At 63.7% G+C, this 15,010-nt stretch carries 12 protein-coding genes; 8 read left to right on the top strand and 4 right to left on the bottom strand.

What is annotated here, in order from left to right; translation table 11 throughout:
* Positions 1 to 29 precede the first annotated feature (29 nt).
* The gene (locus tag FHP91_RS16355) at positions 30 to 425 is read left to right on the top strand and encodes a hypothetical protein (RefSeq protein ID WP_144310583.1); all 396 of its coding nucleotides are present in this window, start codon (positions 30 to 32) and stop codon (positions 423 to 425) included.
* Positions 426 to 514: 89 nt separating this feature from the next.
* On the opposite strand, the gene FHP91_RS16350 is transcribed toward FHP91_RS16355, so the two are convergent.
* The gene (locus FHP91_RS16350; RefSeq protein WP_144310582.1) at positions 515 to 1,237 is read right to left on the bottom strand and encodes an ABC transporter ATP-binding protein; all 723 of its coding nucleotides are present in this window, start codon (positions 1,235 to 1,237) and stop codon (positions 515 to 517) included.
* On the opposite strand from FHP91_RS16350, the gene FHP91_RS16345 reads away from it, so the two are divergent.
* Positions 1,224 to 1,844, top strand: coding sequence for an arylesterase (locus tag FHP91_RS16345; protein ID WP_144310581.1), 621 nt, complete (start codon positions 1,224 to 1,226; stop codon positions 1,842 to 1,844). The genes FHP91_RS16350 and FHP91_RS16345 overlap by 14 nt on opposite strands.
* Before the next feature lie 14 nt (positions 1,845 to 1,858).
* Here FHP91_RS16345 and selD read toward each other — a convergent pair whose 3' ends face one another.
* On the bottom strand, positions 1,859 to 2,899 hold the full coding sequence (gene selD / locus FHP91_RS16340) for a selenide, water dikinase SelD (protein ID WP_144310580.1): 1,041 nt from the start codon (positions 2,897 to 2,899) through the stop codon (positions 1,859 to 1,861).
* A gap of 45 nt (positions 2,900 to 2,944) precedes the next feature.
* Here selD and mnmH point away from each other — a divergent pair, with 45 nt between their 5' ends.
* Positions 2,945 to 4,012 carry a tRNA 2-selenouridine(34) synthase MnmH gene (mnmH, locus tag FHP91_RS16335; RefSeq protein WP_144310579.1) on the top strand — a complete coding sequence of 356 codons (1,068 nt, stop codon included), beginning with the start codon at positions 2,945 to 2,947 and terminating at the stop codon, positions 4,010 to 4,012.
* Here mnmH and FHP91_RS16330 read toward each other — a convergent pair whose 3' ends face one another.
* A complete protein-coding gene (locus tag FHP91_RS16330) occupies positions 4,013 to 4,594 on the bottom strand; it encodes a class I SAM-dependent methyltransferase (RefSeq protein WP_144310578.1) in 582 nt (193 codons plus the stop codon). It abuts the gene before it with no gap.
* A gap of 205 nt (positions 4,595 to 4,799) precedes the next feature.
* Between FHP91_RS16330 and FHP91_RS16325 the strand changes: the two genes are divergently transcribed.
* The 4 genes from FHP91_RS16325 to FHP91_RS16310 all read left to right on the top strand — a co-directional run bounded on the left by FHP91_RS16325 (position 4,800) and on the right by FHP91_RS16310 (position 12,185).
* Positions 4,800 to 7,751, top strand: a complete 2,952-nt coding sequence (locus tag FHP91_RS16325) for a PAS domain S-box protein (protein ID WP_144310577.1) — start codon at positions 4,800 to 4,802, stop codon at positions 7,749 to 7,751.
* Positions 7,752 to 8,002: 251 nt separating this feature from the next.
* The gene (locus FHP91_RS16320) at positions 8,003 to 10,690 is read left to right on the top strand and encodes a bifunctional acetate--CoA ligase family protein/GNAT family N-acetyltransferase (protein ID WP_144310576.1); all 2,688 of its coding nucleotides are present in this window, start codon (positions 8,003 to 8,005) and stop codon (positions 10,688 to 10,690) included.
* A gap of 56 nt (positions 10,691 to 10,746) precedes the next feature.
* The gene (locus FHP91_RS16315) at positions 10,747 to 11,334 is read left to right on the top strand and encodes a DNA-3-methyladenine glycosylase I (protein ID WP_144310575.1); all 588 of its coding nucleotides are present in this window, start codon (positions 10,747 to 10,749) and stop codon (positions 11,332 to 11,334) included.
* Positions 11,331 to 12,185, top strand: coding sequence for a D-hexose-6-phosphate mutarotase (locus FHP91_RS16310; protein WP_144310574.1), 855 nt, complete (start codon positions 11,331 to 11,333; stop codon positions 12,183 to 12,185). Before FHP91_RS16315 ends, FHP91_RS16310 begins: the two co-directional genes overlap by 4 nt.
* Here the strand turns inward: FHP91_RS16310 and FHP91_RS16305 are convergent.
* Positions 12,178 to 12,603, bottom strand: coding sequence for a hypothetical protein (locus tag FHP91_RS16305; protein ID WP_144310573.1), 426 nt, complete (start codon positions 12,601 to 12,603; stop codon positions 12,178 to 12,180). The two genes, FHP91_RS16310 and FHP91_RS16305, sit on opposite strands and share 8 nt — an antisense overlap.
* Before the next feature lie 85 nt (positions 12,604 to 12,688).
* Between FHP91_RS16305 and FHP91_RS16300 the strand changes: the two genes are divergently transcribed.
* Positions 12,689 to 15,004, top strand: coding sequence for a Tex family protein (locus FHP91_RS16300; RefSeq protein ID WP_144310572.1), 2,316 nt, complete (start codon positions 12,689 to 12,691; stop codon positions 15,002 to 15,004).
* Positions 15,005 to 15,010: the final 6 nt, after the last annotated feature.

The raw sequence follows: 15,010 nt of genomic DNA, 5'->3' as shown, positions 1-15,010 counted from the left end.
TTCAAGTAACACGCATCCCAGATTGGCTCTTGCACGACCTGCCTGCAGAGGACCAGCGCCGACTTCTAGATCAAAAGGGCTGCATCGTCGAAATCCGAAAGCTCCTGCCTCATGGCTACCTTTGGCTTTCGTTCGTAGACGGTACTGAAGGCTTCAGCGCCCTGCCTGCGGACGTCCAGCTAGTTGACGACATCAGCACATGCATTGATGGCTCAAAGCTCGGCCAAGCATTTCTCGATCAAACGCCTATTGCGGGCGTTTGGTTCTCTCATCGAGATACTGTCAGCGTTGTCGCTGGCTCTCATACAGGAGCGGTTGGCGAATTGGTGACAATCATCGCCTTGCAGCCAGAACCGAAATTCGTTGTTGAAACGAGCCTCGGCATTGATATTGAGGTGCTTCAGTCAGAAATCGAGCGTCTATGACGCTGAAGAACTCCAAAAATCTCACTTCTCGCTGAGATGCTCCATTTGGCAGAGCGCCCCCTATGGTGGTCATCGGCCGTGACCGTGACCTAAAGCTCAGCCGACACCCCCGCCTCACTCAACACCCCACCCTGCATATGCAACACCCGATCACAGCGCGAGGCCAGCGCGTCGTCGTGGGTGACGAGAATCAACGTGGTGCCGCGCTCGCGGTTGAGGTCGAAGATGAGTTCGATGATCGCGGCGCCGGTTTCGGCGTCGAGATTGCCGGTCGGTTCGTCGGCCAGCAGCACGGCGGGTGAGGGGGCGAAGGCGCGGGCGAGCGCGACGCGCTGTTGTTCGCCACCGGAGAGGTGTTTGGGGTAGTGGCCGGTGCGCCCTTCGAGGCCGACGCGCTTGAGCCAGTCGCGGGCGGTGGCTTCAGCCTTGGGCTGGCCGGCGAGTTCGAGCGGGAGCATGACGTTGTCGAGCGCGGTGAGCGCCGGCAACAACTGGAAGGACTGGAACACGAAGCCCATCTGGGCGCCCCGCAATTGGGCGCGGGCATCTTCGCTGAGCGCAAACAGGGATTGCCCGGCGAGTTGAACCGATCCGCCCGTTGGCACGTCCAAACCCGCAACAAGCCCGAGCAGCGTGGATTTGCCGGAGCCGGAGGCGCCAACGATGGCGACCGACTCCCCCGCTTGCACGGAAAACGTAATGTCTTTGAGAATGGGCAGCTCGCCGCCCTGTCCCTCGCGCGCAGGGACTGATTTGGACAAACCGGTGACTTCGATCACCGGGCCGGAGTTGGAAAGCATGGTTCGATCCATTATTGGTTTGCTATTGGTTATGGCTACCACACTGGCGCAAGCCGCGACGGTGCTGGTGCTCGGCGACAGCCTGTCGGCCGGTTTCGGCCTGCGTGCCGAGCAGGCCTGGCCGGCCCATCTGCAGCGCAAGCTCGATGCCTTGCCGGGCAAGCATACCGTGATCAACGCCAGCGTGAGTGGCGAGACCACCGCGGGTGGCCGGGCGCGGCTGCCGCAGGCGCTTGAAGCACACGCGCCGAATGTGGTCGTCATTGAACTGGGCGCCAATGATGGCTTGCGCGGGCTGCCGGTCAAGCTAATGCGGGAGAATCTGCTGGCGATGGTCGACGTGGCCGAGGCCGCGGGCGCCAAGGTGGTGCTGGTGGGCATGCGGCTGCCGCCGAACTACGGTCCTGTGTATACGCGGCTGTTCCAGGACACTTTTGCCGAGGTGGCCAAAACACGCCATCTGGCCTTTGTGCCGTTTTTGCTCGATGGCTTTGCCGAAGACCGCGCACTGTTCCAGGCCGATGGCATGCATCCGACAGCAGACGCCCAGCCGCGCATTGTTGAGACGATGTGGCCGGCGCTTAAACCACTGCTGCCGGCTGCGGTATCACAGCGCTGACAATCAGGGTTGCGTCAGCGTACCTGAACAGTCGGTGCGCCGGCGTTCATCTGGCCAATCACGGCCGCGCTGCCGAAGCCCTGCGCACGGAACACCGCGAGCACCTGATCGACCGACGTCGGATCGCAGGCGACGAGCAGGCCGCCGCTGGTTTGCGGATCGGTCAGCAGCGCCTGCTGCCATGCGCCGAGACCATCGCCCAAGCGGACATCGCTGCCATAGCCGGCCCAGTTGCGGCGCGAGGCGCCGGTCACTACACCGGCCTGGGCAAAGCCCGCCGCGGCGTCGATCAGCGGAATGTCGCCAAACGCCACATCAGCCGCCAGGCCCGAGCCACGGCACATTTCCAGCAGGTGCCCGGCCAGACCGAAACCGGTCACGTCGGTCACCGCATGTACGCCGTGGATCTGTGCCAGCGCCGGCCCCGGGGTGTTGAGCCGCGTGGTGGTGTCGATCATGCAGGCGTAGCCGTCGGCATCGAGCTGGCCCTTTTTGAGGGCGGCGGAGAGCACACCGACGCCCAGCGGCTTGCCGAGGATCAGCACATCGCCGGCGCGGGCAGTGTCGTTGCGCAGCACACGGTCAGGGTGCACGATGCCGAGCGCCACCAGCCCGTAGATCGGCTCGAGCACATCGATGGAGTGCCCGCCGGCAATCGGGATGCCTGCCTCGCGGCACACGCTGGCGCCGCCTTCAAGGATCTGGCCGATCACTTCGGGGGCGAGTTTGTCGAGCGGCATGCCGACAATGGCCAGCGCCATGATCGGCGTGGCGCCCATGGCGTAAATGTCGCTGATGGCGTTGGTGGCGGCGATGCGGCCGAAATCGGTGGGGTCGTCGACAATCGGGGTAAAGAAATCGGTGGTGGCAACGATCGCCTGCTGATCGTTGAGCCGATACACTGCGGCGTCGTCAGACGAGGCGTTGCCGACCAACAGCTCGGGCGGCATCACGCCCATGGGCGAGCGCGAGAGAATGTCGGACAGCACCGCGGGCGCAATTTTGCAGCCACAGCCACCGCCGTGGGAAAATTCGGTCAAACGAACAGAAGTCATGATTTACACACAGAGGCGCGCGAGCGGCGCCGGCACAGGATGGTGATGAAAAAAGGCAGCGCGACCGTAGCACAGCTTTCCGAGTTTGACGAGATCATCGACGTGCGCTCGCCGGCCGAGTTTGCGGACGATCACATCCCCGGCGCGGTAAACATGCCAGTGCTGGATGACGCGCAGCGCGCGCGCGTGGGCACCATCTACAAGCAGGTGTCGCCTTTCGAAGCGCGGCGCATCGGCGGTGCGTTGGTGGCCGAGAACCTGGCCCGCCATCTGCACGCGCACTTTCAGGACAAGCCCAAGCACTGGCGGCCACTGGTGTATTGCTGGCGCGGCGGACAGCGCAGCGGCGCCTTCGTGACCTGGCTGCGCATGGTCGGCTGGGATGCCTGCCAACTCGAAGGCGGCTACAAGAATTTTCGCCGGATGGTCATTGATGCGCTGGCGCAGCAACCGGCCACACTCGACTTCCGCATCATCGGCGGCGCCACCGGCAGCGCCAAAACACGCATTCTCGAAGCCTTGGCCGCGGCTGGTGCGCAGGTGCTTGATCTGGAGGGGCTGGCCTCGCACAAAGGCTCGGTGCTCGGCGCGCTGCCCGGCGTCGCCCAGCCGACCCAGAAGAAATTCGAAACAGCCTTGCATGCCGTGCTCAGCCGTTTCAGCCCTGATCGACCCGTTTATGTGGAAGCCGAGAGCCGCAAGATCGGTCGGGTACACCTGCCCACCGAGTTGATGGAGGCCATGCGAGGCTCGCCCTGCTTCGCCATCGACGCCAGCCGCGAGGCGCGCATCGAATTTTTGCTGCGCGACTACGCCTATCTGGGCGACGACGTGGCCGACCTGCAGCGCAAGCTCGGCTGCCTCAACCGCATCATCTCAAACGAGACCCTGGCACGCTGGCAGGACTACGCCGCCGTGCACGATCTGCCCGCCTTGTTCACCGAACTGGTCGATCAGCATTACGACCCGCTCTACAAGCGCTCCCAAAACAGCAACTATGTGCGCTTTGGCGATGCCATCCATGTGTCGACCGACGATCTGAGCCCATCCGGGATCATCGCCATTGCCGACGCCATTCTGGCGAAAACACCGGTGCGGGCCGACGCGCGCTGATCAATCGGGCAGACGGCCCGGCGCATCGCCTTTGCGGGCGCAAATGCGCTGCACCATGGCCGGCGCCGGACGCGCGATCTCGCCCTGCTCAAAAGCGATCACGGTGAAAGCATCTCGCGTGCGCTCAAGCAACTCCCCCGGCATCAGGAGAAAATCGGGATTGCTTGGTTTGCCAAAAGCCGCGTTGCCGAGCATGAAGGTTTCGTAGATCAGTACGCCGCCGGCGCGCAGCAAAGCCGCCAAACGGCCAAAGCTCGGCCGATGCAGATAATTGGTCACCACGATCGCGTCAAAAGAAGCGTCGGGCCACGGCCAGGTGTCGCCGGATTCCAGATCGAGCGCACAAGGGGTGACCCCGGGATGAGCGTCAATCGCCGCCAGCGCGGCCGGATCACGATCCGCGGCGCTCACGTGGCACCCCCGATCGGCCAGCCACCGCGCATGGCGCCCGCGGCCGCAAGCCAGATCGAGCACGCGTGACCCTGCCATCAACCCACCGCCATGGCGCTGAACCCAAACCGAGGGCTGGCCGCCGCCATGTTTGGTTCCGGCAACAACCGGCTGACTGATCGGTTCGGACATGAGAGACCTCAAGCTGAATGGAGTGTTGAATTCTAGCTTGCTGTCCTCGCCTGTTCGCAGTAGACCTGAACAGGTGACTTTGAACGCGCCCTTGGCTCACTGGGCAAACGCGTATCATTCGATCAACGCCCTACGGCGCCGCGACCCGGGCCCCTTGGTCTCGACAGCACGACGGCTCTGACGGCGATACACCACGGCACCCGACATGGATTCACACGACAAGCCTGCCGACCTCCGCGCCACGCCGTCCTCGGCGAAGCGCTTGCTGCACCGCTCCTTGGCACTGGCGGGGCTGGCGCTGGTCGTCTTGCTGGTGCTGTCTGGAAAATGGTGGGCTGCTCGAAGCAACCAGGCTGTTGCCGCGACAGAACGTGCCGCCAGCCTCCCTGCCCTGAACGACGCGACTGGCTGGATCGGCCTCGCGCTGCTGGTGGTCGTGCTTGGCGTCGCGCTGAGCCTGGGCTTCCGCTCGATTCGCAACTACCGTTTCGCCGTCGACTTTGCGCACCGCGCCACCGCCGTCACCGAATTCAATCAGCGCCGGCTGATGGACTTTGTTGAACTATCCAGCGACTGGCTGTGGGAAACCGACATCGAGCACCGCTTCACCTTGATGAGCGAAGGCATGCGCAGCATGGCCAACATGGATAGCGCCGAGTTCGTCGGCGCACACCTGTGGGAGCTGCCCTGCAACAACATGGACGCCGGCCGCTGGTCGGACCACCAACAACGCTTGGCAAAGCACGAACCCTTCACGCTTCTGATCTCCCGCTACGATCTGTCCGGTGCGCTGCGACACCTCGAATTCGTTGGCAAGCCGCTCTTTCGACATGGCCATTTCGAGGGGTATCGTGGCGTCGGCCGCGACCTCACCCAACGCATCAACGCCGAGCGCGAACTGCGCGACAGCGAGGAACGTTTCCGCACGTTGGTTGAAGGCTCCTTCGACTGGTTCTGGGAACAGGACACACAGTTCCGCTTTACGCGCCTGGTGACCAGCCCGCGCAACGAGCACGACCTCGACATCGACGCCGTCATCGGCAAGACCCGGTGGGCGCTGGCGGAGGCCATCGGCACCGAACCCCACTGGAAAGCTCATGTCCTCCGTTGTGAACAACACGAGTCGTTCAGCGATTTTGTCTATTCACGACGAATGTCCGACGGAAGCATCAGCTGGTTTTCCGCCAGCGGGCGACCCTATTACGATGACGCTGGCCGCTTCTGCGGCTATCGTGGCGTCGCGCGCGACATCACCGCCGAGCGCAACATCCAGCTCGCGCTGGCGGCCAGCGAAGCGCGCTATCGGACCACCTTTGAACACGCACCGGTTGGCATCATCACGCTCGACGCCGACGGCCGGCGGCAGAGCGTCAATGCCGCATTCGCACACATGCTGGGTTATCCGAGACGTGTGCTGCTCGGTCGCGACTTTCGCACCTTTACCCACCCGGACGACCAGGCCGCTGACGATCAGGCCTACCGGGCCTTTGTCAGCGGTCAGATCTCGTCGCACCAGGGCGAAAAGCGCTACGTCCACCAGGACGGGCATACGGTGTGGGCGCATATCTCCGTCACCGCCCTGCGTGACGAACATCGCGGCCTCAAGGGCTTCATCACCATCGTCGAAGACATCACCGCCCGTGTTGTCGCGCAGCGCGAACGGCGCGCCGCCGAAAGTCGCTACCGGCGGCTTGTTGACGTCACCCCCGACGGCATCATCGTGCATCGCGACGACCGGATACTTTTCGCCAATGCCGCGGCCACCCATGTCTTTGGCGCCCCCAACACAACGGCGTTGCTCAACACCCCGCTGAGCCGTTTCTTTGAAAAGCCGCACACCGAGGACGCTCGAAAATCCCTCGCACTGAACCGCCACCACCAGGCAGGCCAGACGCTGCCGCGTGCGCAGTTCCGATTCCAGGCACTGAGCGGCACCGACGTCGAGGTTGAATCGACCGGTGTGGTTGTCGACTTCGAAGGTGGGCCGGCAACACTTCGCGTGATACGCGACATCTCCGATCGCGTACTCGCAGAGCGCGCCCTGCAAGAGAGCCGCACCCGCTACCAAGAGGTGGTCGAATCAGTCAACGAAGTCATCTTCCAGACCGATCTCAATGGCGTGTTCACCTTTCTCAATCCTGCCTGGACGCAGATCTCCGGCCACCCCATTGACAGCAGCGTCGGCCAGCCACTGGCGTCCTTCCTGCACCCCGACGATCGCGGCCGTGCGCGCGTGCTGTTCAAGCGGCTCAATGCCGGCGCCGCCCACGACGAAATCATGGAGCTGCGGATCCGCACCACCGAAGGCGAAATCCGCTGGCTCGAAGCCCACGCCCGACAAATGATCCGCTCCGCCGGCGGCACCATCGGCATCATGGGCTCGCTCGACGACATCACCACCCGCAAGGTCGCGGAGCTGACGCTAAAAAACGTCAATATGGAACTAGAAGCCCGAGTACGGGCGCGCACCGCCGAACTCGAAGCGTCCAACCGGGAGCTCGAAGCCTTCTCCTATTCGGTGTCGCACGATCTGCGGGCGCCCCTGCGGGCCATCGAAGGCTTTGCGAGCATTCTGCAAGAAGACATGGCGGAGCGACTGGACGCCACCTCAGGTGCCTACCTTGCGCGGATTCGCGCGGCCACGCTCAGAATGGCCCATCTGATTGACGACCTCATCGAGCTGGCCCGCCTCACGCGTCAGACCCTGCGCCGCGAAAACATCGACCTCAGCCAACTGGTGGAAGAGATCACCACCGAGATGCGCCACGAATCACCCGAGCGTGTCGTCGACATCGACATCACCCCCGGGCTGACCGCTCACGCCGACCGCGCGTTGATGCGTGTCGTCCTCGAAAATCTGCTGCGTAACGCCTGGAAGTTCTCTGCCAGCCAGGCGGTCACGCAAATCGCCTTTTTTGCGACCCGCGACGAGGACGAGGTGATGTTCTGTGTCGCCGACAATGGCGTTGGCTTCGACATGGCCTACGCCGACAAGCTGTTTCAACCCTTCAACCGACTACATGTCACCAGCGAATACGCCGGCTCGGGTATCGGACTGGCCACCGTGGCACGCATCATCCAGCGTCACGGCGGTCAGATCCGGGCCGAGTCCGCCCCCGGCGAAGGCGCGCGCTTCAGCTTTTCAATCGGTCATTGACGTCTTTGCGTCCGTGCGCACAGCGATTCCAAACCGGTGTGCCGAGGCGGTCGGCAGCACTTTGCGGCGCCAACGCCACATCGCGTGCCAAACATTCCTCAAACATTCTGCAAACTGAGCCGTTGTAAAACTGATCTGTGTCAGAATGAGCCATGCTGCACTGCACTACGTTTCGGTATTCGCTCCCCGACAGTTTCTTCGGTGTCCGCGAACGCGTTGATATCGAATGTCATTGAGTACGGACTACGACGATGAAAGAAAAGCACTATCTCACCCCCCTGTTCGAGCCCAAATCCGTTGGTGTCATTGGCGCCAGCGAGCGCGAAACTGCGATCGGCGGCGTGCTGATCCGCAACATGCTCGATGCCGGATTCAAGGGCAAGATCTTCGCCATCAACCCCAAACACGACAAAGTGCATGGGGTGAAGTGCTTCAAGAGCGTCGAAGACGTGCCGCAGCGCCTCGACCTGGTGGTCATCGCCACTGCAGCGCAAAAAGTCCCTGCCATCATCGACAGTTGTGGTCGTGCCGGCGTCAAGGCCGCTATCGTGCTCTCAGCCGGTTTCTCTGAAACCGGCCCGCGCGGTGCTGCACTCGAACGCTCGGTGATGGACACCGCCCGCCGACACAAGATCCGCCTGCTCGGCCCGAACTGTCTGGGCATCATGCGGCCCGACCTCGGCCTTAACGCCACGTTTGCCCACGGCCGCGCCCTGCCTGGCTCGATCGGCCTGATCTCGCAATCCGGCGCGCTGTGCACCGCGATTCTTGACTGGGCACGGCCGAACAATGTGGGCTTCTCGGCCGTGGTGTCGCTGGGCTCATCGCGCGACGTCGATTTTGGCGAAGCCCTCGAATTCATGATTTCGGACCCGCGTACCGAAAGCATTTTCCTGTACGTCGAAGGCCTGCGCGATGCGCGCCGCTTCATGAGCGCCCTGCGCGGCGCAGCCCGCGTCAAGCCGGTGCTGCTGATCAAGGTGGGGCGCCACCCTGAGGCCTCCAAGGCCGTGCTCAGCCATACCGGCGCACAGGTGGGCGACGACGCCGTGTTCGACGCCGCCATCCGCCGCGCCGGTGTGATCCGCCTCTACAGCCTCGGCCAGCTTTTTGCCGCGGCCAACGCGCTGTTCTCGCACTTTCGCCCCCGCGGCAATCGTCTGGCCATCATCACCAACGGTGGCGGGCCGGGCGTCATGGCGGCCGACCGCGCGCTCGACCTGGGTATTCCGCTGTCGCAGCTGTCCGACGCCACCATGGCCAAGCTCAACGCCTGCCTGCCTGCCACCTGGTCGCATGGCAACCCGATCGACATCCTCGGCGACGCCGATGTTGACCGTTACCGCGGTGCGATCAAGGCAGTCCTCGAAGGCCCGAATGTCGACGGCGTGCTGGTGATGCTCACCCCGCAAGCCATGACCCGGCCGACCGATGTCGCCAAAGCCCTGATCGAAGAAGAACGCAGCGCCGACAAACCCGTGGTGACCTGTTTCATGGGCGAAGAGCAAGTGGGCGAGGCACGCAAGCTTTTCGAAGCGGCAGGCATCCCGACCTTCCGCACGCCGGAACCGGCGGTGGAGCTGTTCAGCCATATCTCGGCCTACTACCGCAACCAGAAGCTGCTGGCGCAAACGCCGGCATCCTTGTCGCAGAGCAACCCGCCGTCGATCGAAAGCGCCCGCCTGGTCATCGAAACCGCCCTCAACGAGCGCCGCAAAGTGCTCAACGAGATGGAATCAAAAGCCATCCTCGCGGCCTTCCGCATCCCCATCGCCCAAACGGTGGTCGCCCGCTCGGCCACCGAAGCCATGGTGCTGGCCGAAGAAATCGGCCTGCCGGTGGTGATGAAGATCGACTCGCTCGATATCACCCACAAATCCGACGTCGGCGGCGTACGCCTCAATCTCACCAGCCTGGCGGCCGTACGTACGGCCTATCAGGAAATCCTCGAGGGTGTTCGCCGCACCCATCCGAATGCCAGCATCAACGGCATCGCTATCGAGCCGATGGTCATCAAGCGCAACGGCCGCGAGCTGATGGTCGGTGTGCGCCGCGATCCGGTGTTTGGCCCGATCATCACCTTCGGCGAAGGCGGCACGCGCGTCGAGGTGCAAAAAGACCGCGCCATCGCCCTGCCGCCGCTCAACTCCTATCTGGCGCGCGACCTGATCCGCTCGACCCGCGTGTCGTCCTATCTCGACGAATTCCGCAACATGCCGCCGATCAACATGGAGGCGCTGGAGATGGTGTTGCTGCGCGTCTCCGAAATGGTCTGCGAACTGCCGTGGCTCAAGGAACTCGACATCAACCCGCTGATCGTCGACGAGAACGGCGCCGTCGCGGTCGATGCACGCATCGTGGCCGACAACGTCTCGCCGACAGCTGATCGCTACGATCACATGGCGATCCACCCCTATCCACAGCACCTGACCACGCACTGGACGCTGCCCGACGGCACCGATGTCACCATCCGCGCCATCAAGCCGGAAGACGCCGACCTCGAAGTCAATTTTGTGCGCAAGCTGTCGGCCGAAACCAAGTACTTCCGCTTCATGAACACCATGCGCGAGCTGCCGCCCGCCATGGTCGTGCGCCTGACGCAGATCGACTACGACCGCGAAATGGCCTTTGTTGCCACCGTCACCGAAGACGATCAGGAAACCGAAATCGGCGTCTGCCGCTACGCGGTCAATCCCGACGGCGAGTCCTGTGAATTTGCGGTGGTGGTGGCCGACGACTGGCAGCACCGCGGTCTGGCTCGCCGCCTGATGGGCGTGCTGATTGAAACCGCCCGCAACCGCGGCCTGGTCTACATGAACGGCGTCTTCCTGGCCAACAACGACCGCATGCTGCGCTTCGTACAAAGCCTCGGCTTTGTGCTCTCCAGCGATCCGGACGACAGCACGGTCAAACTCGGCGTCCTCTCCCTGCAAGACTGAGCGCCGCACAAGGCTACAATGATGCCTCCAACACCGGAGGCGCCATTGTGGCCGACATGTATTCTTCCGACCGCTGCCCCTGGTGCGGCACCGAACCGCTTTACGTGGCCTATCACGACGAAGAATGGGGCGTGCCGCAACATGACGACCAGATGCTGTTCGAAATGCTCACGCTCGAAGGCGCGCAGGCAGGCCTGTCATGGTGGACAGTGCTGCAAAAACGCGACGGCTATCGGCGCGCCTTCGATCATTTCGACGTGACGCGCATTGCGGCCTACACCGATGATGACATCACGCGTCTGGTCACCGACGCCGGCATCATCCGCCACGCAGGCAAAATCCGCGCAACCATCGGCAACGCCCGTGCCTTTCTTGAACTGCAGGCGCGAGAAGGCAGTTTTGACCGCTGGCTATGGCAATTTGTCGACGGCCAGCCACAGATTAACCAACGGAAAAGCATGGCGGAGGTCCCCGGCAAAACCGCGTTATCCGACACCCTCAGCCGAGAGCTCAAACGCCACGGCTTCAAGTTTGTCGGCTCCACCATCTGCTACGCCTTCGCGCAGGCGACGGGGATGGTGAATGATCATTTGCTCAGCTGCCCCCAACACCCCGAAAACGCGGCGCAATCGCTAAAAAAATGAAATCAACCATTTCCACTGAAACACTTCACGGCCAGCCGGTCATTCAGGTCCGCACCGCCGAAGGCGCAGAAGCCACGGTCAGCCTCTTTGGTGGCCAGGTACTGCACTGGCAACCAGCGGGGGGCCGGCCCTGGCTCTATCTGAGCGACCAAGCCGTGTTCGACGCCCGCGGCGCCATTCGTGGCGGTACGCCGGTGTGCTTCCCCCAGTTTGCCGCGCACGGCCCGCTGCCCCGCCACGGCCTGGTCCGCACACGCCTCTGGCGGCTCATCCACCAACGCGAAGTCGACGGGCAAGTCATGCTCACTCTCGGCATCGACAGCGACGACACATCGTTGAGCGTGTGGCCCTATCTGTTTTCGCTGGAGCTGACGGTCAACATTGGCGGCAACCGCCTGGACATGGAGCTGGAAGTTACCAACACCGGCGCCGACGCGCTCGAATTCACCGCCGCGCTGCACACTTATCTGCGCGTCAGCGAAGTTGAACTGGCCGAACTCCATGGCTTGAAAGGCCTGCACTACACCGACCACTGCGATGGCGGTGCGCGCAAAACCGATCCAATGCCGATGTTGCAGATCGACGATCCCATCGACCGCATCTACCACGACGTTCGCCGGCCGATGGTGCTCGACGATGGCGGCCGGGCGCTGCAGATTGATCAGGAAAATTTCACCGATGTGGTGGTCTGGAATCCGTGGGAGGCTGGCGCCGCCGCCTTGGCCGACATGCCCGACAAAGACTTCCGCCGCATGCTGTGCGTCGAAGCTGCGGCCGTCAAAACGCCGATCGCGCTAAACGCTGATGCGCAATGGTGGGGCCGCCAGAGCCTGCTCGTTGGTGCTAATTGACGGGCGGTGCGGTCAGCAACTCACCATTGATACGCACCTGCGCACGCTCTGAATCCTCAATTTTTTCGCCCAGGGGCTGCACGCTGAGTTCGCCGCCATCGAGCATTTCCTGCAAGCGCTGGCGCGCCAGTTCACCGCGGTCGTCGGTCACCACCGGGGTATCGAGAATGTATTGCTGCCCGCCGTAGAAAAAACTGCGACCGTCGATCGCGTAGGCCCGCACCGGCGGCACTGGCGCCACACTGCCATCACCCTCGGGGATGCGAACCGTCCCCAGGCGCGACGGATCGACCACCGCCGCGGCCGGACTGGCCGCCGAGGCAGTGCTCTGCATCAACAGCAGGGCGGCAAGCAGCACGAAACTTGAACGAAACACAAACATCATCGACAGGTCACGCAAGAGAAACAAGAGCGTCAAATTGTATCCCGACTCTCCGGCCGGCGCTTGCCGCCGAGCCTTCGCTTCTGCACACTAGCCCGTTTTTAAAAACGCCAACGCGCCCATGCCCCTCTCTATCGAACACCGCCTGGCGGACGAACTCAAGGCCACTCAACGTCAGGTGGTGGCCGCCATTGCCCTGCTCGACGAAGGTGCCACCGTGCCCTTCATCGCCCGCTACCGCAAGGAAGTCACCGGCGGCCTTGACGACACCCAGCTGCGCACACTGGAAGACCGCCTCGGCTACCTGCGCGAGCTCGAGTCCCGCCGTGCCGCCATCGTCGAATCCATCGAGTCGCAAGGCGTCATGACCGACGCGCTGCGCGTGCAGATTATCGAAGCCGACACCAAGCAGCGCCTCGAAGACCTCTACCTGCCCTACAAGCCCAAACGCCGCACCAAGGCCCAGATCGCCCGCGAAGCCGGCTTAGGCCCGCTGGCCGAGGCATTGCTCGCCGACCCCACGCTGGCGCCAGAGACCGAGGCCACGCGCTATCTCAACACCGAAGCCGGCATCGCCGACACCAAGGCCGCCCTCGACGGGGCGCGCCAGATCCTGATCGAACAATTCAGCGAAAACGCCGCGCTACTCGACGCCCTGCGCAGCTTGCTGAACGAGCGCGGCCGCATCGTCTCGGCCGTGGTCGAAGGCAAGGAGGCCGAGGGCGCCAAATTCCGTGACTGGTTCGACTTCTCCGAACCCGTCGGCCACATCCCCTCGCACCGCCTGCTGGCACTGCTTCGCGGGCGGAACGAAGGCATGCTGCGGCTCAGCATTGAGCTGCCCGATCCACCGCCCGCCGGCGAGCTGGGCCCCTGCGAATCGCTGGTCGCCCGCCACGCCGGTATCCGCGACACCGGCCGCGCGGCCGATCGCTGGCTGGTGGAGACTGCGCGCTGGGCCTGGTCGGTGAAAATCGCCGTGCATCTCGAACTCGAACTGATGAACAGCCTGCGCGAACGCGCCGAAGAAGAAGCCATCCGCGTGTTCGCCGGCAACCTCAAGGATCTGCTGCTTGCCGCCCCGGCTGGCCCGCGTGTCACCATCGGCCTCGATCCGGGCCTGCGCACCGGCGTCAAAGTGGCCGTGGTCGACGGCACCGGCAAGCTCATCGACACCGCCACCATCTACCCGCACGAACCGCGCCGCGACTGGGACGGCGCCATGGCCGAGATCGCCCGCCTGGCCAAAAAGCATGGCGCCGACCTGATCGCCATCGGCAACGGCACCGCCTCGCGCGAGACCGACCGCCTCGCCGCCGAGCTGATCAAGCGCCATCCGGAACTGAAACTCACCAAGGTGATGGTGTCCGAAGCCGGCGCCTCGGTGTATTCGGCCTCGGCACTGGCCGCAGCGGAGTTTCCGGATCTCGACGTGAGCCTGCGCGGCGCTGCCTCCATCGGCCGCCGCCTGCAAGACCCGCTGGCCGAACTGGTCAAGATTGACCCGAAATCCATCGGCGTTGGCCAGTACCAGCACGACATAAACCAGACCCGCCTGGCGCGCATGCTCGACGCGGTGGTCGAAGACTGCGTAAATGCGGTCGGCGTCGACGTTAACACCGCCTCCGCCGCCTTGCTCAGCCGCATCTCCGGCCTCAACAGCACGCTGGCCAACAACATCGTGGCCCACCGCGACAGCCACGGCCCCTTCCCCGACCGGCGCGCGCTCAAGGCCGTGCCGCGCCTGGGCGAGAAAACCTTCGAACAGGCCGCCGGCTTCTTGCGCGTAATTGGCGGCAGCAACCCGCTCGACGCCTCGGCGGTGCACCCGGAAGCCTATCCGCTGGTCGAAAAGATCCTCGCCGACATCCAGCGCGATGTGGGCAGCATCATCGGTGACAGCCGCACGCTCAAGGGGCTCGATACCAAGCGCTATGCCGATGATCGCTTCGGCGAGCCGACGGTAAATGACATCCTCGCCGAGCTCGACAAGCCCGGCCGCGACCCCCGCCCGGCTTTCCGCACCGCCAGCTTCCGCGACGGCGTCGAAAAACTGAGCGACCTGACCGAAGGCATGGTGCTGGAGGGCGTGGTCACCAACGTCACCAACTTCGGTGCCTTCGTCGATATCGGCGTGCATCAGGACGGTCTGGTGCACATCTCCGCGCTGTCCGACACCTTCGTGAAAGACCCGCGCAGCGTCGTCAAAGCCGGCGATGTGGTGCCGGTCAAGGTGCTCGAAGTCGATCTGCCACGCAAACGCATCGCGCTCACCATGCGCCTGTCCGACACCCCGGCCGACGCGCGCAAGCGCCCCGAGCGCAAACCCGCCGACCGCCCCAAAGCGGCCCCGCGCGCCGATCGCGCGCCACGCAAGGACGACGCCCGCGGCCACGGCAACATGGCCGCCGCACTCGCCAAAGCATTGAAAAAATAAGTACTT

Origin of the sequence: Denitromonas halophila (assembly GCF_007625155.1) — a bacterium.
In the GTDB taxonomy this organism is placed as follows: domain Bacteria; phylum Pseudomonadota; class Gammaproteobacteria; order Burkholderiales; family Rhodocyclaceae; genus Nitrogeniibacter; species Nitrogeniibacter halophilus.
The sequence above is the reverse complement of the archived record's forward strand: the minus strand, read 5'-3'. Positions and strand labels throughout refer to the sequence as shown.